General features: G+C 52.9%; 17 protein-coding genes. 14 read left to right on the top strand and 3 right to left on the bottom strand.

Features of this window, described 5'->3' with window-relative positions; genetic code table 11:
* Positions 1-62 precede the first annotated feature (62 nt).
* Positions 63-392: a hypothetical protein gene (locus PKC29_14830; protein HML96695.1), complete on the bottom strand. Its 330-nt coding sequence runs from the start codon at positions 390-392 to the stop codon at positions 63-65.
* A gap of 108 nt (positions 393-500) precedes the next feature.
* Between PKC29_14830 and PKC29_14825 the strand changes: the two genes are divergently transcribed.
* A complete protein-coding gene (locus tag PKC29_14825) occupies positions 501-638 on the top strand; it encodes a hypothetical protein (protein ID HML96694.1) in 138 nt (45 codons plus the stop codon).
* Between the two features lie 1079 nt (positions 639-1717).
* On the top strand, positions 1718-3937 hold the full coding sequence (locus tag PKC29_14820) for a hypothetical protein (protein ID HML96693.1): 2220 nt from the start codon (positions 1718-1720) through the stop codon (positions 3935-3937).
* 900 nt (positions 3938-4837) lie between these two features.
* Here PKC29_14820 and PKC29_14815 read toward each other — a convergent pair.
* On the bottom strand, positions 4838-5221 hold the full coding sequence (locus PKC29_14815) for a hypothetical protein (GenBank protein HML96692.1): 384 nt from the start codon (positions 5219-5221) through the stop codon (positions 4838-4840).
* Between the two features lie 1929 nt (positions 5222-7150).
* Here PKC29_14815 and PKC29_14810 point away from each other — a divergent pair.
* From PKC29_14810 to PKC29_14755, 12 genes are all read left to right on the top strand, one after another.
* Complete coding sequence (locus PKC29_14810; protein HML96691.1) at positions 7151-9637, top strand: hypothetical protein; 2487 nt, start codon at positions 7151-7153, stop codon at positions 9635-9637.
* Positions 9638-10237: 600 nt separating this feature from the next.
* Positions 10238-11035: a hypothetical protein gene (locus PKC29_14805; protein ID HML96690.1), complete on the top strand. Its 798-nt coding sequence runs from the start codon at positions 10238-10240 to the stop codon at positions 11033-11035.
* Positions 11036-11639: 604 nt separating this feature from the next.
* Positions 11640-12386, top strand: coding sequence for a hypothetical protein (locus PKC29_14800; GenBank protein HML96689.1), 747 nt, complete (start codon positions 11640-11642; stop codon positions 12384-12386).
* A 243-nt stretch (positions 12387-12629) separates the two neighbouring features.
* The gene (locus tag PKC29_14795; protein HML96688.1) at positions 12630-16784 is read left to right on the top strand and encodes a fibronectin type III domain-containing protein; all 4155 of its coding nucleotides are present in this window, start codon (positions 12630-12632) and stop codon (positions 16782-16784) included.
* Positions 16785-16787: 3 nt separating this feature from the next.
* Positions 16788-17240: a hypothetical protein gene (locus PKC29_14790; GenBank protein HML96687.1), complete on the top strand. Its 453-nt coding sequence runs from the start codon at positions 16788-16790 to the stop codon at positions 17238-17240.
* Between the two features lie 216 nt (positions 17241-17456).
* Positions 17457-18005, top strand: a complete 549-nt coding sequence (locus PKC29_14785; GenBank protein ID HML96686.1) for a hypothetical protein — start codon at positions 17457-17459, stop codon at positions 18003-18005.
* The gene (locus PKC29_14780) at positions 17992-18225 is read left to right on the top strand and encodes a hypothetical protein (GenBank protein HML96685.1); all 234 of its coding nucleotides are present in this window, start codon (positions 17992-17994) and stop codon (positions 18223-18225) included. Before PKC29_14785 ends, PKC29_14780 begins: the two co-directional genes overlap by 14 nt.
* A 236-nt stretch (positions 18226-18461) precedes the next feature.
* Positions 18462-18734, top strand: coding sequence for a hypothetical protein (locus PKC29_14775; protein ID HML96684.1), 273 nt, complete (start codon positions 18462-18464; stop codon positions 18732-18734).
* Positions 18735-19288: 554 nt separating this feature from the next.
* The gene (locus PKC29_14770; protein ID HML96683.1) at positions 19289-19615 is read left to right on the top strand and encodes a hypothetical protein; all 327 of its coding nucleotides are present in this window, start codon (positions 19289-19291) and stop codon (positions 19613-19615) included.
* Positions 19616-19679: 64 nt separating this feature from the next.
* Positions 19680-20060 (top strand): hypothetical protein, encoded by a 381-nt coding sequence (locus PKC29_14765; GenBank protein HML96682.1) that lies wholly within the window; start codon positions 19680-19682, stop codon positions 20058-20060.
* The gene (locus PKC29_14760; GenBank protein HML96681.1) at positions 20057-20470 is read left to right on the top strand and encodes a hypothetical protein; all 414 of its coding nucleotides are present in this window, start codon (positions 20057-20059) and stop codon (positions 20468-20470) included. The genes PKC29_14765 and PKC29_14760 overlap by 4 nt, the downstream gene beginning before the upstream one ends.
* 40 nt (positions 20471-20510) lie before the next feature.
* Positions 20511-20633, top strand: coding sequence for a hypothetical protein (locus tag PKC29_14755; GenBank protein HML96680.1), 123 nt, complete (start codon positions 20511-20513; stop codon positions 20631-20633).
* A gap of 360 nt (positions 20634-20993) precedes the next feature.
* Here the strand turns inward: PKC29_14755 and PKC29_14750 are convergent, their stop codons facing one another.
* Positions 20994-21257: a hypothetical protein gene (locus PKC29_14750; GenBank protein ID HML96679.1), complete on the bottom strand. Its 264-nt coding sequence runs from the start codon at positions 21255-21257 to the stop codon at positions 20994-20996.
* Between the last annotated feature and the right edge of the window lie 65 nt (positions 21258-21322).

Genomic DNA, 21322 nt, shown 5'->3' with positions numbered 1-21322 from the left:
GGCAGAGTTCCTTAAATCCTGTCCCCGAATTACTTAACATCTACAGCAATGACGGAGTCGTGTTATTTGGTTTCGACGAGGATTGTGTCGATGAGGAACCGGTCGGATTTTTGGCCTGTGGGGGCGATAACGTAGTAGTAGCCGTTTTTGCAGGCTTCGACCCGCGGCGAGAGCGAGAGGGGTTCGCCCCTGTCGAGCCAGACGAGGGCGACGATTTTACCGAGGGATGTTTTGTCGCGGCCGGATTTGACGTAGGCCTTTTTCCCTTTGGATGTGCAGAGGTAGTTGGAATCCACCTCGCAGATGTCTTGGTAGGGGGGAGGGTCAGCGAGGGCAAGAGACGGGGCGAGCGTGGTTATCGCGAGAAGCAGGATCGGGATGAAGAGCCGCATGTGGAAAAGTTTAGAGGAAGAGCGGGAAAAAGCAATTGTGGGAGGGCGAGATAGCTGGATATAGATTTCGATTCGATAAAGACTGAGGCGGGGCGTAGGGCCGCGCTCGTGTCGGAGATTCTGGACGAGGATTTCTTCACGGAGGATATAGCGCAGATATCCGTCAAGCGGAAGGCGGGGCTAGGCGTCGGCGGGAACGACAGGATCAAGGAGATGGAAGAGATGGAGTACAGGATGGCGGCGTGAGGGTTGTATATATATAAAGAGAGATTTCTCACGCTTCGGTTCGAAATGACAGATTATGGATTCCCGCCTGCGCGCGGGAATGACAGAAGTGAAGGGGAAAATACACAAATTGTGTAAATATAGGACTTTTATAAGACTAAAATCGGGGAGAAGTCAGACTATTGTAGGACTATTAATACACAGAATGTGTATTTATGTAGTAGGAGAAATTATTTGGTTGGAATTGTGAGGTTGTGTTCTTTGATGAGCTCTTGAGCGCGGGGGGTGTCGAGGGGGATCATAGTTTTTTTCTTTATACAGTTGGGGCATCTGTTCCTCTTTGTTAGGTGGGATATCAATATATAGATACCAAAGATTAACCAGATAATAGATCCTAAGGCATGTATGATTGAGCTCGTGTAGTAAATAGGGAATGAAGTGATGCCTATAAAAATTAAAAAAAAGGCTCCAATTAAAATAAATTTTGTATCGCGGATTTCATTGCCTATGTAGTTACATTCAACACATATCTTTTGCGTAGCTAAGATATTGTTAATTGGTATTTCAGTGACTGGTTGTTCAATTAGTTCACTCGTTTTGTTATTTATGTGATCAATCATCCTTCCATTTTGACACTTCGGACATGCATCACTGTTTACATTAAAGCAACTGGCAATCAAATAAGTTCCGATCAAGAAACAACCAACAGGGAACGCTAGTAAAAATAAAGATTCAAAATCGAGAACGAAGGGCTTAGAAAGTTCTATAGGAATCCAAATAAAACCTAGCCCTAGGAAGAAACCAGCTAAGGTGATGAGACTATCATCATAAGTAATGCGTTTTGGCTCGCCTGAGTGTAAGCAATATAAGCAAATCTTGATTATCTCAGCATTTCTCTGCATGTACGAATTATAATGGAATACGTGTTCAATTCCAATAGTGTGAGCTTAATAAAATATTAATGAATATAGGCAAGCAAGCCTCTATATATAGTTGATTTCATTCCGAATAGAAGATTATTAATCTGTACTAAATTAAAAACTAACCAAGGAGCAGGATGAAACGTGTCATGTGTATGGATGCGTTTATCTAAAAAAAAGATGACCGAGAAAAGTACCTTTGACATAAGCCTCACATTTAAAGAAAGCGATGCAGCCAAAATTAATGAGGCACTCAAAGAGATTGCGCAAACGATCAGGGATATCCAGAATGAAAATAACATGCAGGATATATTTGACATTGGATTGCTATTAAAACGAGGAGTGACATCTTCTAAGCTTTTAAAAAACCTATTTCTTGAGGTCAAGGATACTCCCAAACGGGTAGTGGCTGATCTTAAGCTTTTAGCTGCGAGTATAGAGAGCATTGGTTTATTAATTGAGAAGAGAGGCATAGAAGCGGCGTTAGAAAGGCATAAACAGGGGTCAAGGGTATTAACTGCAGAAGAAGAACAGAAACTTCGTGAAAGAATTACAGCAATAACAGAAGGACTTGAAAACTTAAAACTTGCCAAGGATGAAGCATTTGCGGAGCTGTTCCAGAAATCAGACCCTTATGAAAAATTAATAAGTCAAGTAGAGAACCTCGGTAACATTTTGCTAAATGCCCAGGAACCCTTTGATAAGTTAAATGGCGGCGGTCTGCAGGGTACTATCGAACAAACTGAGCAGGCCGGCGAAGCAATGATCGATTTCCTGTCCAGTTTTGAAGACGGAGCTTTGATCTTCGGATATACGAAGGAGGAGCTTCTTGGGGTTGGCTCGGCGGCTGGGGAGGCGGCGGAGAAAACTAAAGACCTTGATAAAAATGCCTTAAAAGGAGTGGTTGATCAGGCCGGCAACGCAGAAGAGACATTAGGCACACTGAATTCGACCACGGGGGATTTGAGTGCCCGGAGTGAGGAGCTTGCAGGGGCGCAAGAGTATATGACACAGGCGGTTGCAGATGGAAGTGCCGTTATGGATAACGCCGGGGCGAGTGCGGAGCAATTCGGTGAGGCTCTGGAGCAGGTGGAGAGCAGCGGCGGATTCTTCGACGGGATAAAGCAGGGGTTCGTCGACTTCGTCGAGAACGTGGAGAGCAACAGCGAGCTTATGGCGGACTTCTTCGCAAATACACTTACGGAGATGTCTCAGAATTTCAGCGATTTATTCTATAACGTCCTGACCGGCAAATTCGATAACCTCCAGGATCTTGCGAAGCAGACGTTCGAAGCAATACTGCGGGCGTTTCTGGATATGGTCGCGGCTATAGCGACGAGGCAGATAGTTATTTCCATAGCCGGAGCGATTGGTATCGGCACGAAGGGAGCCAGCGCTACAGATTACCTGGGATTCGGGAAACAAGCGGTGGGAGTTGGCAGTGACCTGGCTGGTATGTTCAGCAGCGGCGCGGGAGGAGCGGCGTTAGGCGGAGGCATAAGCGCAATAGGAGCAGGTGCAAGTGCTGCGGGCGGCGCTTCGGGCGTAGGTGCGTCACTCGGTCTTACCGGGATTTCCTCTGTCGGAACTGTTCCGACGGGTGGGGCGGCGACGTTTGGTTTATCGGGAATATCGTCGATACCAGCTGCGGGGCCGGGTTTCCTATCAGCTGCGTTACCATGGGTAGGAGCTGTGCTGGCAGCCGCGGCAATTGCGTATACCTTCCTTGCTCCTCTCCTCAAAAAGACTCCGAGGCTGGATATAGATTTCGATTCGATAAAGACGGAGACGGGGCGTAGGGCAGCGCTCGTGTCGGAGATTCTCGACGAGGATTTCTTCACGGAGGATATAGCGCAGATATCCGTCAAGCGGAAGGCGGGGCTCGGCGTCGGCGGGAACGACAGGATCAAGGAGATAATACAGGAGAAGCTCGAAGAGACGATCGAGGGGATACAGGACATAATAGCGAAGCTTCCGACGGACATGTTCAGGGAGCTTAACGAGACGCTTCTCGGCGCGGAGATAGATATAGATACCGTGATCGCGGGGGAGAGGCTTTTAGAGTTCGACGCCAAGGGGAAGAAGATCGCCGAGAAGTTCCAGGCGTTTATCGAGGGCGAGCTGCCGGCGAAGTTCTTCGCGTCGATAAGGGAATCGTTCTTCGAGCCGGCGTTCCGTGCGCTCGGGGTTTCGGCCGAAGGGACGCAGGGACTGATCGACAAGTTCATGGCCGACATGGAGGCCGCGGGGTCGAGAGAGGCCCGGGCCGAGGTGGGGGCGGAGTTCATCGCGACGTTCAATGCGTTCGTCGATGCGTTCAATATAGTCTCGGGAAACGTGAACGATTCCATAGGGCAGACGATACAGAAAGAGGAATGGGAATATAGGCTTGCGGCGTGAGGGGTTGTATATATATGGCGTGAGGGTTGCATATATATAAGGAGAGATTTCTCACGCTTCGGTTCGAAATGACAGATTATGGATTCCCGATACAAGCCTTGATACTAAAGGTGGTAAGTTGAGAGCGGTACTGGATGAACGTTTGTGCTGTAAGGTGACAGCGTCCGATTCCTCGCTTGCTCGAAATCGTTGGGAATGACAGATAAAAGAAAAAAATACACAAAATGTGTATTGGGGACTGGTTTATATACAGTTTGTGTATTAAAAAGTGGGTTAAATACACAGATTGTGTAAATATAGGACTTTTATAGGACTAAAATCGGGGAAAAGTCAGACTATTATAGGACTATTAATACACAGAATGTGTATTGGGGGTTAGGAATGGCGGAATTGTCGGGAACGGTGAAGATTAACCCACTTGCCAGGGGAGCTTGGGCTTTGGCGGTTCTACCGGTTTTTCGGGAAGCGATAAATTGTTCTCTTTTATAATTTCTATGGCTTTGGGTGTGTCGAGTCTTATGAGCGTTTTCTTGCCATTGCATACTTTGCAGTTTCGTTCTTTTTTGTTGATACCACTCAGAATAATAAAACCCAATATAAAAAAAGGTATAGCTATGGCTGAAACTACTAGTTTAGTTTTAGGATGATAGCTGTCGTTATAGAAAAATGGTGAGAACATTCCAAGTGAAGAACAAATAAGAGCTATTGCTAAAAAAAAATTTGTGCCAAAATCAAACTTATAAATCTTTTTACATTCGACGCATAACATATACACAAATACATTAAATTTCATGGGATAATTTTAAACCATAGAGTACCAGAATTCTAGCTAAGACGTGGAAACGGTGTGAAATTATAAGTGTTTCGTAATGAGTTTCTGGTGGGAATGTTGCAAGACATTTATTCTTGCTTTGCTGCACAAGTTGCAGCAACTTCTTGTCCGTCTTCGTACAGGACTTTAACGCACATTAATTCACCAGTCATATTACGTCCAAGAGTTGCCTGAGCTACAGCTATAGTGAAGGCTTCATGAACATATATTTCCCCATTTTCTCCCATTATTCCGGATCCTACGCTCTCTTTAAGAGAATCTTGTTTAACAGTTAAGACAAGAACCGAAGGACTTTGCCAATGTGCTTCGACTGCACCAGTAGAATTTTTAGAGATCTCAGCGAATTCGTTCCGTTTCTTATTAAGTACTTCAATATCTTTTGAGCCTTGACTGTTCGACTGACAAGAAATGAGAAACAAACTCATGATTAACAAATTGATGAGCTTTTGCATTGGACTATTATAAAGAATTAAGGATAAAAATCTAGTTAACGCTTGCCTATTTAAGGTTTATAAAAAAATATCAATGGAGAATAATGCGGGTCGTAAGGATCTGCATTTAAACAAAATATGACTGATATCGAATTTTATGTGAAATCGACGTTTGAAGTTTCTGAACTTAAAAATAACGTACAAAAACCATTGCAAGAATCAGTGTCAGAATATGAGAAAGGCCTTAATGATGCCACTTCTCGGGCACTAAAGAATGCGAGTTTTACAGCCTCAAACTTTAAAGCTCCTGAGACCTCTACTTATGAAAAACTAGTATTAGCCGCATTAGTCGGTGGAAGCACTGGTTTTGTTGGTGGAGCAGCTGTGGGTTCAGTAGGCGGACCTGCCGTATTGCCAGCAGCTTTATCTGGAGCTCTAATCGGTGCAATAGGAGGTGTAGCAACTGTTCTTATTGAAGAGATGCTTGATGAAAATGAAATACGTTCGCAGATCAATTTTGCCAATTTAGGTTTAACCGTTCAAGAGAGTTTGAACCCCGCTATGATTGACAAGATTGTCGCCGAGGCACAGAACACTATATTCGGTGCCGCAAATGAGACCATAGCACAACTGGCATTAAGTTTTGAAAGAAGCCGCGGTGAAACGATTAATTTTGAAGATTTTTTAGAAATTGAACATCCTGAAGCTGCTAATTTTTTTAAACCGGAAAGAATACAGCAAATTAATGAGCTGATGAAGTTGTTCAGAGGCAATCTTCAAGAAACGCAAGCAATTCAAGAAAAAGGCAACCAGATTACCGCACAGACTAACCAGATAAACCAAGAACAGGCAATTATTTCCAAAGATAATGCTCAAGCAGTTATGGAGATGGGTGAAAGCCGGAGCACAGCCGCCATTGCTAATAAACAGTTAACCGAGACTATAAAAGAACAAAGTGGCGAGTTGAAGAAAGGAAGTGAGAAAATAAAACTTACTGAAGATGATTTGCAAAGCCTTGATAGCAAGCTAAAAATGGTTGGGGATGGGTTAGTTGCCGGTGCGGGAGCACAGAGTGAGTTTGCAGAATCTACGAAAAGCACAGTGAATCAATTAAAGAATGAATCTGAAAGGATCACAAATCTTGATCCAAATTTGCAGAACCTAGCAAAGAGTAATGAAAATGTCGCTCATGCTCAAGAACAGATGAATCAAAGAATTGGAGATTCTAGCACAGTTGTTGATGAAGCAAGCGGTAGTGTAGAAGGGTATGTCGATACTATCGAAAAGGTACAAAATACTGGGGGATTTTTTGATGGCATAAAGCAGGGATTTGTCGACTTCGTTGAGAATGTCGAGAGCAACAGCGAGCTGATGGCGGACTTCTTCGCTGATACGCTCTCGAACATGAGTCAGAATTTTAGCGATTTCTTCTATAATGCCGTAACCGGAAAGTTTGAATCCCTCGCGGATGTGGCGAAGAACGCCTTTAAATCCATACTGAAATCATTCCTGGATATGGTGTCCGCCATCGCGACGAGGCAGATCGTCATTAGCATAGGCGGATTATTTGGAATAGGAAAAACCGCGCAAGCTGCGGGGGGAGGGGGTAATGCGGCTGATATCGCACAACAGGGGGCTGGTGTTGTCGGCAGCGGTTTGGGACTTTTCGGAAGCGGGGGTGCATTCTCCACATTAGGGCAGGGGTTAGGGATTGTATCTCCCGGAATTGGTCTTACCGGGGAAATCGGGCCGCTGGGTGTGCCAATAATTGGCGAATTAGCCGGGCCGGGATTTATGGCAACCGCAGGAGCTGCTGTTACCGTAGTCGGAGCAGTGTTAGCTGCGGCTGCGCTGGCTTTCACAATAATCGCGCCGTTCCTCAAAAAAACCCCTCGTCTCGATATCGAATTTGACGAGGTAAAGAATGACATTGAGGAACGAGCTGCGGTCGTGGCCGAATTCCTTGATCCTGAATTCTTCATGGATAACATCGGACAGGTGTCCGTGAAGCGCGGAGGAGTCGGAATCGGCGCGGGCGGCAGTAATCAAATACTGGAGCTCATACGTGAGCGCATAGAAGAGACGATCGAGGGGATACAGGACATAATAGCGAAGCTTCCGACGGACATGTTCAGGGAGCTTAACGAGACGCTTCTCGGCGCGGAGATAGATATAGATACCGTGATCGCGGGGGAGAGGCTTTTAGAGTTCGACGCCAAGGGGAAGAAGATCGCCGAGAAGTTCCAGGCGTTTATCGAGGGCGAGCTGCCGGCGAAGTTCTTCGCGTCGATAAGGGAATCGTTCTTCGAGCCGGCGTTCCGTGCGCTCGGGGTTTCGGCCGAAGGGACGCAGGGACTGATCGACAAGTTCATGGCCGACATGGAGGCCGCGGGGTCGAGAGAGGCCCGGGCCGAGGTGGGGGCGGAGTTCATCGCGACGTTCAATGCGTTCGTCGATGCGTTCAATATAGTCTCGGGAAACGTGAACGATTCCATAGGGCAGACGATACAGAGCATAAATAACCTTTCGGCGAAGCTCGGGTTCGACGCGGTGCCGTCTATCGACGAGCTGAGGAAGTCGCTCGGGGAGATGATAGAGAACGCGGAGATCGACGCCGAGACCGTGCAGGCGTACGCCGACCTCAGGAACGCTATAGTGTCGCTGATGGCGGAGATAACGAGCGCTATAACGGGGCTTATCGGGAAGATAAACCAGATGAATACGACGATCGTGAGCCTGGGCGGGTCGGCTGTCGATACGACGGGGTTTTTGAACACGGCGGCGTCGCAGATACAGGATTTCCTGAACGCGAACATGGGGGACCTTTCGCTTTCGGAGCAGGAGGGATTCCTCGACCAGCTCGCGGGGATCGCGAACGACATGCTGGCGCAGGAGCAGGCGGCGTTCGAGCAGGCGCATAAAGCGCTCGTGGCCGCCGGGGAGATCCAGAAAGAGACGATACAGCAGAATATAGACGCGCTTACGCGGGAAAAAGAGGCTATTACCGAGGCTACGCAGGCCCGGATAGACAGCCTGAACCGGGAGAAGGATCGTATCCAGGAGGCTTTCAACGCCCGCATCGACGCGCTCAACGAAGAGCTGGGGATAGCGGAGGACTTCGCGCGGCTTACGGAATCCATAAGAGCGACCCTCGACAGTATCCTGTTCTCGCCCCAGTCGGTGTTGACCGGCGTCGAGCAGGTGAACGAGCTCCAGTCGAGAATAGCGGGGCTCCAGAGTGAGCTTGCGCAAACCGCGGACCCGAAGCGGCAGCTCGAGCTAGCGGGACAGCTGGAAGAGGCATTCAAGACCATATTCGATACGGCGGGGGAGGCGTTCGGGGTGAACAGCCCCGAGTTCGTAGCTATCTTCGACCAGGTTACGGGAGGGCTTTCGAGCCTTGCCGAGATGACGGGGGGCCAGGGCAGGAGCGTCGAGGAAATAAACGCCGAGATCGAAAGGCTCACGGCGCAGAACGAGGCGCACCTGGCGTCCATCGACGCGCGAATAGAGAGCGCCCGGGCGCAGAGCGAGGCGCAGTTGCAGGCCATAGACGCCAGGATAGAGAGCATGCGGGCCGAGATGACCGCGATAGACGCGGAGATAGCAGAGCATACATTCCAGGCGTCGCAGGAGCTGCAGGAGCTGTTCGAGTATATCCGGACGGAGTACATGCGGATTCTCGAAGAGAGATTTGCGCAGTTAGAAGAGGCGAGCATTACGGGGTTCGCGACGGAGCTGGAAGGATTGCAGGCGATTGCGGGGATCGCCGAGGAGCACCTCGTTACTTTGAAGGAGCAGACGGGGCTTTTGACGAATATCTCGGACGCGCTCGCGAGCCTGAGCGGATATAACGGCGGCTCGGGCGGGCTCAGGGATTTCGGCCGGGGGACGCTGGCAGTGCTGCACGGGACGGAGGCTGTCGTCACGGAGGCGCAGGTTCGCGCGATGAAGAAACACATGGCGCTCGCGGCGGAGATGACGGGCGGGCTCGGCGGCGCTTTGGGCGGGGCGCTGGAGACGTTCGCCGAGAGCATAGAAGGAACGGGGCCCGTTACGAGGCTCGGCCGGGAGCTCGTCGGCGCGGGGCGCTTGACGGAGCTTGCGGACAGGGTCGGAAGCGCGCGTATAACGTCGATGATGGAAGAGTTCGCCGGGATGAGCGCCGGGGGAGGCGCGGCAGGCGGGCTCGTGGAAAGGCTGGCGGAGAAGTTGTCCGGGGAGGGCGGGCACATAAGCGGGCTCGCGAGGAGGGCCGTTCTCGAAGAGGCGAAGAACGAGATGAGCGTCGCGATAAGCGTGAATGTGAACGGCGGGTCGGGCGCGACCGTGGCGGGCATAGGGAACGAGATAGAGAATATGCTGGTGAGGAGCATAAGGCAGGGCGGGCGGCTCAGGAGCGCGATACAGGAGGCGGGCGCGAAGAGGATGGGGTAAATAGGCCCCTCTTCACTGCGTGGAAGAGGGGATTAAAGGTTAAGGCGAAAGGCAGCCACGTATGAGTGGTTTTAGGCGTAGCATATCCTGAGACTATAACTATGTGAAGCGCGGCTGGTGATTGTGGCAATGCCTTGCTACTTCGATTGTTTACTGCTGGGAGTTTCCATTAGCTGAAGGGGAAGTTCTGAGCTGGCTGGTCAATATGGTGCGGGGGTTTTCTACTTTTCCTTGATGAAAAGTAGCAAAAATCACGGGCCGGGAAAAATTCTGCTAAAAATCATCGTTCCTTCGCTAAATCCTCCACCGGCCCACAGCCCCACATCGGATTTTTAACGCTCATTCACTCGATTTTCTTAACGCGAATTTTGACGGCCCGGAGGGGTATTGCTGCGCCGCGTGTGGCGGCTTGCAATATGATGGGATTTTCGACGTAGCGCCGAAGTTGCTAAAATCACGTGAAGCGCTGCTACTTCGATTGCGTGCGGCTGCGAGCCGCAGGGACGGGGACACGGTTTGCAAATCCCCACAGACCCTCCGGCTACACGAGGCTACGCCGCGACAAGCGCGGGAATGACAGAGAATAAAGAGAGAGGCGGAATGGCGAATAGAAGATTGGCGAAGGGGTTTATGGATGTGGCGGTGGAGTCGGCGACGAGCGAGGCGGCGGAGTTCCCGGCGTCGAATATCGTGACGAGGGTGTCGCCGCAGAGGGCGTGGCGGTCTGCTACAGTCGCGTCGGCGCAGAGGGTGGTGATCGACCTGGGCGAGGCGAGGACGGACATTACGGCGTACCTCGACTGGGTGAATTTTGCGGCGTTCAAGTACCAGGAGTCGGCTGACGGCGCAAGCGGGTGGGCGGACGTCGGCGGGGAGAGGGCGGTCGAGATGGACCCGATGCACGGCGTTTACAGGCGGGTCGATAATCTGACCCTGACGTCGAAACGGTACCTGGGAATATACATACCGGCGCAGTCGCCCGTGGACGGGGCGGATTACTTCAGGATCGGGACGTTCTGCGTGCCCGTTAACGTTGCGGAGCTCGACGCGGCGACGTGGGTGGAGTATCCGCTGGAGTATGCTATCCCCGACAGCAACGTCGTCGTGAACCAGTTTCCGACGGGGCGGAGCGAGCGTATAAAGCTCGGGATCATGCCGCCGATGATGATATCGTTCGCGCTAAAGACGGAGGCGCTTACCAACATGCGCGGACCGCAGGTCGAAGAGGCCGCGGGGCTCCTGCGTGACACGACGGCGACGCTGTTCCTGGACTTTAACCTCGGGGAGAGCTGGCAGGCGTATCTCGTGAAGAAAACGGGGGAGCTCCGGGCGAGCGTGAGCGCGCCGGGGGTGAATACGGCGGATTTCGGGACGGTGCTGTTCGAGGTGGTGGTGTAGGGGGGATAAAAGATAGATGGAAAGACAAAGGATAAAAGCGAGATCCTGAAAGTTTTGGTTTGAGTTGCTATTGAGCAGTACTGGAAGGACTTTCTTGCAATCGGCCAAGGGCTCTCAATTCCTCGCTCGCTCGAAATCGTAGTTCAGGATGACTAATTATAAAGAATGGCTTCCCTATATCGGACTCCGCCTCGGACTTCGCCTCGGACTACGCCTCGGACTACGCCAAAGCTTCGACCGATAAAAAGGCTTCGACCGACAAGCAAGCATTATTGCTAAAGAAAGTAAGTTGCGAGCGGTACTGGATAAACGTTTGTGCAGTAGGATAACGGCGTCCAATTCCTCACTCGTTCGGAATTGTTGGGAATGACAAGTATAAGGTGCCCCCTCACCCTTTATCCCTCTCCCGCAGGAGGGAGGGGGGAAGGTATGAGGACGGAAAAGATAAATCCCCCATGACCCCTCCGGCTACGCGAGGCTATCAGGCTTCGCAGCGCTACGCCCCGACAAGCGCCGCGACAGGCCTTTTTCTAAGGGGGGGAAGAACAAAGACAAAGGATAGATTTTTGAAACCTGCCTTCGGGCAAAAGGAGGACGGAGCTTTATGGCACTAGGAACATACGGAGCTAACAAGATACTGGATCACGTGACGGGGAGGGCGTCGTGGACGATGCCGACGGTTTACGTGTCGATACACGACGGGGACCCGGGGCTGAACGGCGCGAACGAGCACGATTACTCGGGATATGTGAGGAAGCAGCCGGCCACGGGATGGAACGCGGCGTCGGCAGGCGTGCCCGCGACGAACGACGGGGACATAACGTTCGACGAGGCGCCGGCGGGCGGGATAACCGTGACGCACGTGGGCATCTGGGACGCGGAGACGAGCGGGAATTTCATATTCGGGTTCTCGATTCCGACGAGGAATTTTCCGACCGGGACCACGCCAAAGATACTGGACGAGGCGATAGAGATCATCGCGCAGGATAACTTCTCGGACTACCTGAAGCCGCTGATCGTGAATCACATGCTGGGGGTTTCGTCCTACACGATGCCGTCGAGCGTTTATCTGGCGGTGGTGGATGACAACGGGGACGAGTTCACCGGCGGCGGGTATGCGAGGAGCGAAACCGACTTCGACCCGGCGTCGTCGAAGGAGATAGCGAACGCCGACGAGGAGGATTACGGCACGGCGGGCGCAGACCTCGGAACGACGGAGGAGTGGCGGCTTTACGATGCATCGAGCTCGGGGAACGTGCTCGTGTTCGGGGAGTGGGACAGCCCGGCCGAGGTGCTGAACGGTGACGAGTATAAAGTGATCGATGGTGGATTAGTTATTACTGCAGTGTGAGGTGAAAAATGGCTTTTCCACAGGTTCAATCCATAACTGCGAGCACGTTACGCCGGGGGGTAATTAATGCCAGCTTTTGATTTTGGGTCGTTTGATTGCCGCACGTCGGCGGGGAGTCTTGTTGTCAACCACAATCTAGGGGTTACGCCTAAGCTCCTGATTCTACTTACGCCGAGCCAAATATTTGACAACCTGCCTTTTGGCGGCAACGAATACAACGCTTTCCACGCGGGCGAAGGCTCTATGGCATTCGGCGCGGCGGATGGAACCCGGGAGTGGTGCGGAGTCGGGGCGAGCGAGGACGGCGGCTCGAACTATACGGCCAAAAGGCTTCTTTATACCTCCGGGTGCCTGTTTCAAATGAATCCGTCAAACGGGAACACCGTCAAAAGGGCGTCGCTTTCGTCCTGGAGTTCGTCCAGTTTCACGCTGAATTTTTTGAGCGCAAGCGGCCTGCCGACGAAGATGTATTATCTCCTGATAGGCGGGGACGATTTTAGCGCCCGAGTAGATACCGGAACGGTACCGACCTCTACGGGGAATCAGGACTATACCGGCGTAGCAGACGGGAAGGCTCTAATAACGTGGAACGGCGGCGGGATTACGTCGCTTAATAGCACGCTAGACAGTTTCGGGTACGGGATTGGGTTTTCCGACAACAACGGCAATTCGAGGTCGCGTGCGCTCTTTGTTCAGGACAGTACTAATACCGTTGCGTGGAGGCAGAGCAATTCTTTTGCTATAGAAGCTGGTAACTCGGCGGGCTCGACCTCTTTCGGGGCGTTTTTTTCGACTCACAACCCGTCCGGGGCCTCGACATTTCGCCTTAACTGGTCAACTGTGGCGGGAAGCACGTATCACTTCGGATATATCCACTTAGGAGGAAGCGGACTAAAGGCAAAAGTAGGGGAAGCAACCGCAACTTCGACGGCGAGTAACATCAACCTGGCAGACCAGTCCCCCCGTGCAGTATTGTTTTCCGGGCGCGGGGTTAGCTCGACGGGGAGCGGCGGGGGGACGGGGGGGCAGGCCCTATCTATCGGGTACGGAAATCCGCAGGTGAGCGGTAACCAGAATACCTGTACGGGGGTGGGGTTCGCGGCGTCGGCGGGGGGATGCAGCTCGTTCAACGGCATACCCTACGCGCAGAATTCGCATGTATTAGCCCACGACACGAACGGGGATAGTTCAGAAGACAACAACGTGCTTATGCGCGCCCCGGCAAACAATACAAGTTTCCAATATCAAAGACAGTTTGCGAATAACACGTTTCATTATCTCGCGTTAGGTGTGGAGCCTTTTGCACTTATCGATCTATCAGGCACCGGCGCTGTGGACATACAGGGGCAGGGACAGATTAACCTCGACCATGAGCTCACAGGTGCGGCGGGGGTTGAGATCGATGCGACTGGTACGATTGCCGGCGGTTTGGCGGCGCTCCTCGGCGGGGCGGAAGTCGGCGTTCAAGGCACTGGAGAGATAAGGGGCGTTTCCGCGCTCGAAGGGCAGTCGCAGATTGCCGTGCAGGGCGCGGGCTCGATAATCATTTCCGACTATAGCTTCAAGTGGTCGATAGATTTCCTGGAGGCGAGGAGCGATCACGAGTATCCGACGATCTACGCCGAGGTGAACAGCTCGGAGATGCCGTCCGGGGCGTTTCCGGAGGGGGCGTTTTTCGAGAGGCGGCTCCTGGAGATGCCTCGTCTCGAAGAGGCGGAGCTCGGAGAGAGGTTCGGCATTATGGGGTTTCAGCGTGTTACTCTCTCGCTCGACAATTCCGACGGGCTTATAAGCTCGCTTGACCTGACGGACGCTTACGTGCGTCTTTTCTTTGTGAGCGAAACCGGGGACGTTCGGGAATGGAAGGGACGTGTGACGGAGTGGACGTTGTCGCACAGATGCACTGTCAGTATCGAGGACATGGACGCCGTTGCACTGACCGAGGAGCTTCCGCGCCGGACGCTCAATGACGTCGTCGAAGTGGAGAAGGAGGCGGATTCGGGCTTTGACGACGTCGTGGTCGCGAACGACCTCGGGAGGCCGGTGCCGGTGATCTTCGGCAGGTCTGTAAAAGTGCCGCTCCTTTATATAAAGGCGGACGAGGCGGCGCGTGAGTACGATTACATAATCGGCGAGGGTGAGGGGCTCGGCGGAGGGAACTTCACGGACGTTTTCACCATTTATAGGGAAGACCAGGCGCTGGACGATATAGAGGGGGACGCTGCGCCCGCGACTTCGACGACGCTTACCCTCGAAGCCGGGGACAGGCGGCCCGACGGGTGGTATAGGTATTGGTGGGTGGAGATCACGGCCGGGACGGGTGCGGGGCAGATAAGGCACGTGACGGCGTACGATTCGGCAAATAACAGGGTTACTGTCAACGCGTCGTGGAGCCCGACGCCGAACTCGGGGAGCGACTATCGATTGAGGGAGTGGAGGTTTTACGACGGCTCGCAGGCTTCGCCGTACGAGGGGCTGGCGTTCATCCGCTTCAAGAAGCGGCTCGGGACTTCGGGGAGCACGGATGCTATATACGCGGACGTTAACGGCCTTACTGCGGAGACGAACGTCGTAAGGGCAGTGGAGAGCATTCTCTCGAACCCGGTGTGGGGGCTCGGACTGGACATAGATTCGGGCTCTTTCGACACGGCGGCGGCCTTGACGGATATCAGTGACATGCTCTGCGAAGGGGCTATAACAGATAACACAACTATAACAGATATACTTAATGGATCGGGCGAGTCGCAGGGGCTGCTATCGTTCAGGGACATGGTGCTGTCGAAGGCGGACGCCGTGAAGATAACCGTGGACGGGTCGAAGCCGCCGGCCCATGGCTTCGGCCTCGGGGACGAGACGGGATGGAACAACATATTGACGGGGAGCCCTGAAATTACGCATCAGCATTCGGGTGAGAGGGTGAAGAATCTGAAGGTGAGGTACCGGAAGAATAACAAGGAGTCGGACCTGTACCTGCACGAGATCGAAAGGCAGTCGGGCGCGGGCGGGGTGGACAGGGCGCTTACGCTGCCGTTCGTCCACGACCACGAGACGGCGGACAGGTGGCTCGATTACAGGCGTAAGCGTCTCGCCGCGGCCGTGAGGCGGATGGCTATAGAGACGGGACAGGAAGGGGGCTCCGTAAGGCGCGGGGAACGCGTCACCGTGAGCGTGCCGACGCTCGGGCTGGAAGGGAGCGCGTGGGAGGTTGCGGCCGTGAGCTCTACGCCTGCGGGGTCGAATTCGCTTACGCTCGTGCCGTATTCGGCCGCACCTTATACGTACGTGCCGGTGACGGACGAGGGCGGTGAGCTGCCGTCGGACGAATCGTTCGACATAGCGCCGGATTATACGCAGACAATGCCCGACCCGGTGACGGGCGTCGCGGTGACCATGTCGATGGGGATAGTCGGATTCACGGCGCATCCCTTCGCGCTCATAACGTGGACTCCGCCCGAGGACAATTACAGCGGGGCGGTCGTGAGCGTGAAGCTTCATTCGGACGGAGTGGCCGCGTACAGATCGGCCGGGACTTTCCCGACATCGGCGCGGATAGAGGGGCTCGTCCCGGGGCAGGTGTACGACTTCCTGATCGAATCGCTGAACGCGACAGGGGAGCTCAAGGGGCTGGGAGTCGTCGCTGATAACTCCGGGAGCGGTTACGTGGCGGGGGGAGACTCGACGGCGCCGGCGGCTCCCGCGGGACTTTCCGGGGATTCCAAGTTCGGCCGTCTTATCTGGACCTGGAACGGAAATACGGAGACGGACGTATCGCATTACGAGGTTGAGATATATACGTCGTCAAGCGGCGGCAGTCCGGTCATAAAGGACGTGGTGACGCATTTGAACGATTCGAGCTTCACGCCCAGGTACGAGATCGAGATCAACACCGGAAGTCTCACGAGCACCGTTACCAGATGGCTCCGGGTGAGGGCGAAGGACCATTCGGGCAATCCAGTGAGCTCGAGCTCGGGATGGACGAGCAGGGTGAGCGCGGGGACCGGGGATATTCTGCAAAATGATATAGAAAACGACGAGATTACGAATAAAGTAGAGGCCGTTGTCTCCTCCATCGCACTGAGTCCGAGCGGCACGACTATCATAAGCACGTCGATTACGAAACGATCCGGAACCCGGATACGCGTTGAGTTCTCGATGTCTATTGAAACGGGAACGGGTTTCAGCTCCTGGAGCCATCAGCTCAGGCGAGGGGTAAGCACCATACAGAATCCGTTTGCCGCCAGCTCTTTCCCGTCGAATGGAACAGGCGGGGCATCGGGCGTTTATGTCGATAACATCAGCTCTTCCGGAACTTTTACGTATTCCGTCGTGCTTAATTTCGGGGCGTCGGGTAATACCGGCCGGAATCTCAATCTCAGACTGCTGGAACTGCGAAGGTGATATATGGAAATAGAACGAATGCGGGATTTGTATCAAGACCTTACCGATGATGAAATAGAGAAGGCGCAGGAGCAAATTAATTATGTACTTTGCGATAGCGCTACCGGGGAGATTGTCCAAACCGGCAGTATGGACAGGCTCGCGTTTGAACGCTTCGAACCGTACCGCGAAGGCATGGAGAAGGCGATTGTCCCGCCCGGCGAGGAATGGATGCTAAGAGGCGAGTTCGTCGATTATGACAATACGCACAGGCCCATGTTCAAGATTGAGGAAGGCTCAATTGTTGCCAAGGAAGCGCACGTAGACAAGATAAGCGAAATGCGCATGCCAAAGGACGGGGTCAAGAAGAAGCCCATAGAGGTGGAAGGGGTAGGTGGTAAGGAAATAATAGGCTTTGAGACTGTGCAGGAGCCTCTGAGGGTCGAAGGGGCTAAAGCCGGAACAAAGCCTGAGTAAATTTAGAGAGCGCCGCTAATTACCTGGGATACGCGAATTGGAAAGGGGTGCGAGCAGGGAATAAATCGAGGGGATGAAAAAGAATAGGGGCCGTGGCGCGTAATAAGCAGGATAGCATCCTCCTTTACCTCCTTTAAACGCGCCGCGGCCCTCTCTATATAAACAATGAATCTAGCATGTTTGGAAAAATTTACAAGCAATTTTGTAACAAGGATTTTGCCGCACGCTAACGGGGCGTACGTAAGGCAGAACTGGCCCGTCGTGTACATGGCCCTCGACGAGCGCGGGCTCGATTACGGGAGCATGATATTGATGGCGCTCGCGACTATCGCGGCGGAGGCCGGGGATTTCAATATCTGTGTGAGGGAGTACGCGTCGCGGTGGAATACCTCGGATGAGGGGCGAGCCGCCGGGAGGTTCTTCGATCTTTACGACGGGCGCGAGGACCTCGGCAACAGGGGCGAGCCCGACGGGTGGAAATACAGAGGCGGAGGCGCCGTGCAGCTCACGGGGAGATTCAATTACGCGGCGGCCGGGAAGGAGCTCGGGATTCCGCTCGAAGAGAAGCCCGAGCTGATAGAGCATCCCGTCGTGTCGGCGCGAGCGCTGGCGCATTACCTCCACAGCAGGAGGGGTGCGATCGACGAGGCGCTCGCGAGGGGAGATTACAGGAAGGCGCGGCGGCTCGTGAACGGCGGGAGCCACGGGCTGGACGCATTTCAGGCGGCATACGCGAGGGGGTTGAGACTGAGTGGAAAAGCTTAAAGGAAGCGCGGCGAGCCTTTTGAACACGCAGTATAACAAGGCGGTGTATTCGGGGGTCGTCGGCGCGGCGGTGGATTTTCTTTACGGGCTCCTGTCGGAATTCGGCGTGGACGTATCGGCCGGGCTCCAGACGAAGACCCTGATACTGGCGATGGCGCTTACCGCCCTGCTCGTGAAGAACAGGGAGCAGGGGGATAAAGAGCCGGCGAATGCGCCTTAGATGCCGGAAGGACGGCGAAGGTTACACATTCGAAAAAGTTAGCCGGATCGCGGGCCGGGAGCGTCCGATAAAAAAGTTTGGAAGAAAGAATCCCGGCCTTTTCGGGAACGCCGTATGAGAGCCAAGCGCCTGCCGTTACTCGATTTTCCGTTAATGTAAATGGTGTGAGAAATCCTGAATCCAAATTAGTTGCAAATGCGACTAAATAGGTAAATACGCTTTCAGGAGGTTTTACAATGAGGAAGCTTATATTGGCGGCGGTGTTGACGGCGGGGGTTCTTTTCCCGCTCGCGTCACAGGCGGAGGTAAGCGCATTCGGGGTGAATGTGCCCGTGGAGAGGCAGGAAGTGACCGACGGCATCAGGGGCGGGACATTCGCCGAGTTCCCGTACTATCCGATAAGCACACAGAGGCTTTCGGGCATGAAAGCCCCGGCGCAGGCGACTGTCGTGAACGGTGATGCATACACCGTTCAGGGTATTCACCTGAGCTCGGACCAGGTTATATAGGTTGGCGGTGGTTGTAGAGGTATGGAGAAAGAAGGCCCGGTTTTTTGCCGGGCTTTCTTTTTTTGCACGCTTATGTGTGTTTCTCGGCGTAGCTGGAAGTGAGATTCATCCATCCGGTGCGCTGCAGGTGTAGTGCAGACGCCTCTTCTGTTGCGGATTTACGTACGCCTGGCATCTCCTTCTTGAAGTTGGAATAACAATCTTCTGGTCTATTAGGGGAGAGAGAAGTAAAAAGAAACTACAAAATCCCCCCGTACCCCCCCCTTTTCCTAAGGGGGGTGAAAAATGGAAAGACAAAAGAAAAAAACAAGATCCTGAATCAAGTTCAGGATGACAGATGTGTGGAGTCGCGGCCACTGCCGCGACAGTGGATTCGTGCGCGCATGGTGCTGGACTTCCGATATATAGTCAGGCTTGGAGCGGTACTGGATAAACATTTGCGTTTCAAGGTTGCGGGGTCCGATTCCTCGCTCGCTCGGAATCACCGCCTTTTCCCAAAGGAAATAAAAATTGAAAGACAAAAGGCGGACGTAGTCCGCGAAGGAGGATTGTGTATGTGGAAGGAGCTTTTAAGGATAGCGCCCGATTTGATTCCGCTGATCATCCAGACGGTGATGGACGTAGAGAGTGTGCTCACGGGGATAAAGCGGGGTGAGGTGCGGAAGTCCCGGGTGATGAGCATTATCGGGAACATTCTCGATACGAAGGATTATTTTCTCGGGCGGGCGCCGGACGGGCAGATGCAGCTGCTTAACCTCGTCTCGATGTTTGTAGATACATTGGTTGCGGCGCTCAACTACACCGGGGTATTCAAGACATCGGAGAGGCTCGATTTTACGCCTGTGCCGGTGAAAGGGGAGGGGAGCGATGAGGAAGATTAATTTTGTCTGCGTGTGCGCAGCGTTGATTGCGGCCGCAGGCATTGCAGGTTGCGGAACAAAGGAGATGACGCCGGCGACGGAGATAGTATACGAGGGCGAGCTCGTCGGGAACGAAACAGTGACGTATCCCTCGGCGGGGAGGGTGCTGGAGACGTGCATGAAGGTGAAGGCGTGCATGGGGTTAAGCGAGTACGACTATCCGTTGCCGAAGATAAGGGGCATGAAGGGCGGGAACGCCGTCGACTGCGGCGGGACGCTCAAGCGCGGGTGTTACCGCGCGGACGGGTGGATCATAGTACCCGAGGGCGAGGAGCTGGACATCGTCGCGCACGAGTGCGTGCACCACTGGCTGAACATGCACACGGGCGACCTCGACTCGAAGCACGAGTCGGGGCTTTTCCTCGCGTGCGGCGGGAGCATCATGCTCGAAGGAGAGACGGAGTGAGCGGCGCGGAGGGGAAGATCCTCGAGCTCGGGGTCGGGCTGATAGCGGCGCTCATGGTGATAAGGGAGGTGCTCAACTTCCTCGATAAAAGGAGGGGCAGTGATAGGGAGTCCGACTCTCTCATGAGCGAGCACGTGAGCGACGTGAAGGGGTCGGTGACCGCCATAAAAGACAAGGTGGACGACCTTCACGAGTGGCACAACAAGACGGACGCGGACGGCGTGCCGCTGTGGTACGTGAGGCGGTCGCTCGAAGAATCCATAAAGGCCCTGGGCGAGAAGATATATCTCCAGATCGAGGTTCAGACCGAGATACTGAGGCACATGGAAAAGATGGAGGAGCATTACCAGGAGATGCTCCGGAAGAGGAGGCGGAAGGATGCAAACGGAGTCGCCACGCCTGAGTCTTGAGGAGCTTATACTCAGCTTTCACGCCGGGAGGCCGTACGTTATGTGGATACATTTCGCGGACAGACAGAGCGAGCAGCCGTGCGCCATGTGCGGGATAAGGCAGAGGGTGCTTCTGATGACGTCGCCGACGACGGGGATTTGTGAAGGGTGTTGGGGAGGGTGAGGATATGCATTGGGTGCTTGCACATTTGATCGGGGATTTTATTTTACAGACAGATTGGATGGTGGCTAACAAGAAAAAATCATCTTTAGTATGCAGTATACATACCCTATTTTATATAATTCCGTTTTTCTTCAGCGATCTTTATATTTGGCAGATTTTGCTCATTGGAGTCCAGCACGGGATTCAGGATAGAACGAATTTCGTTCTATGGTTTTCAATTCTTACTGGCAGTAAGAATTTTGTTACTAAGGATTTAGCCCCTTGGTCTTTAATACTAATGGATCAAATCTTACATATACTGTTTATTTCGATGGTCGTTTCCTTATAAGGAAGAAATCTATAGAACGGGAACAATTATAATTATTCATCATCTAAGACTAATATATTTTCGCAATATTCCTTACCATGAGTAGGACACCACGAACTTTTTAATGAATATGCCCTGTCGAAGTCAAATTTATCATCATTCGCAATGTCAATTTCCTCCCATAGCAATTTTTTTTCTCCGTTTTCTGATCCACAACCACAGGATAACCTAACAAGATCGCTTTGTAACTTTTTGTAATATCTATCTGATACTAATAACTGATTATCTTCCGACATGCCGGCAAGTTTGGCTGCCATATTGACGGGTTTTGACCTTCCCCCTAAAAACTAGTCCATTGTAAAAGAGAGTTCTCCTTGGTAAG

This window comes from Thermodesulfobacteriota bacterium, assembly GCA_035325995.1.
Classification (GTDB): Bacteria; Desulfobacterota_D; UBA1144; order Nemesobacterales; family UBA2774; genus JADLGH01.
Note: the sequence above shows the minus strand (reverse complement) of the source record. Positions and strands in the feature narration are given on the sequence as shown.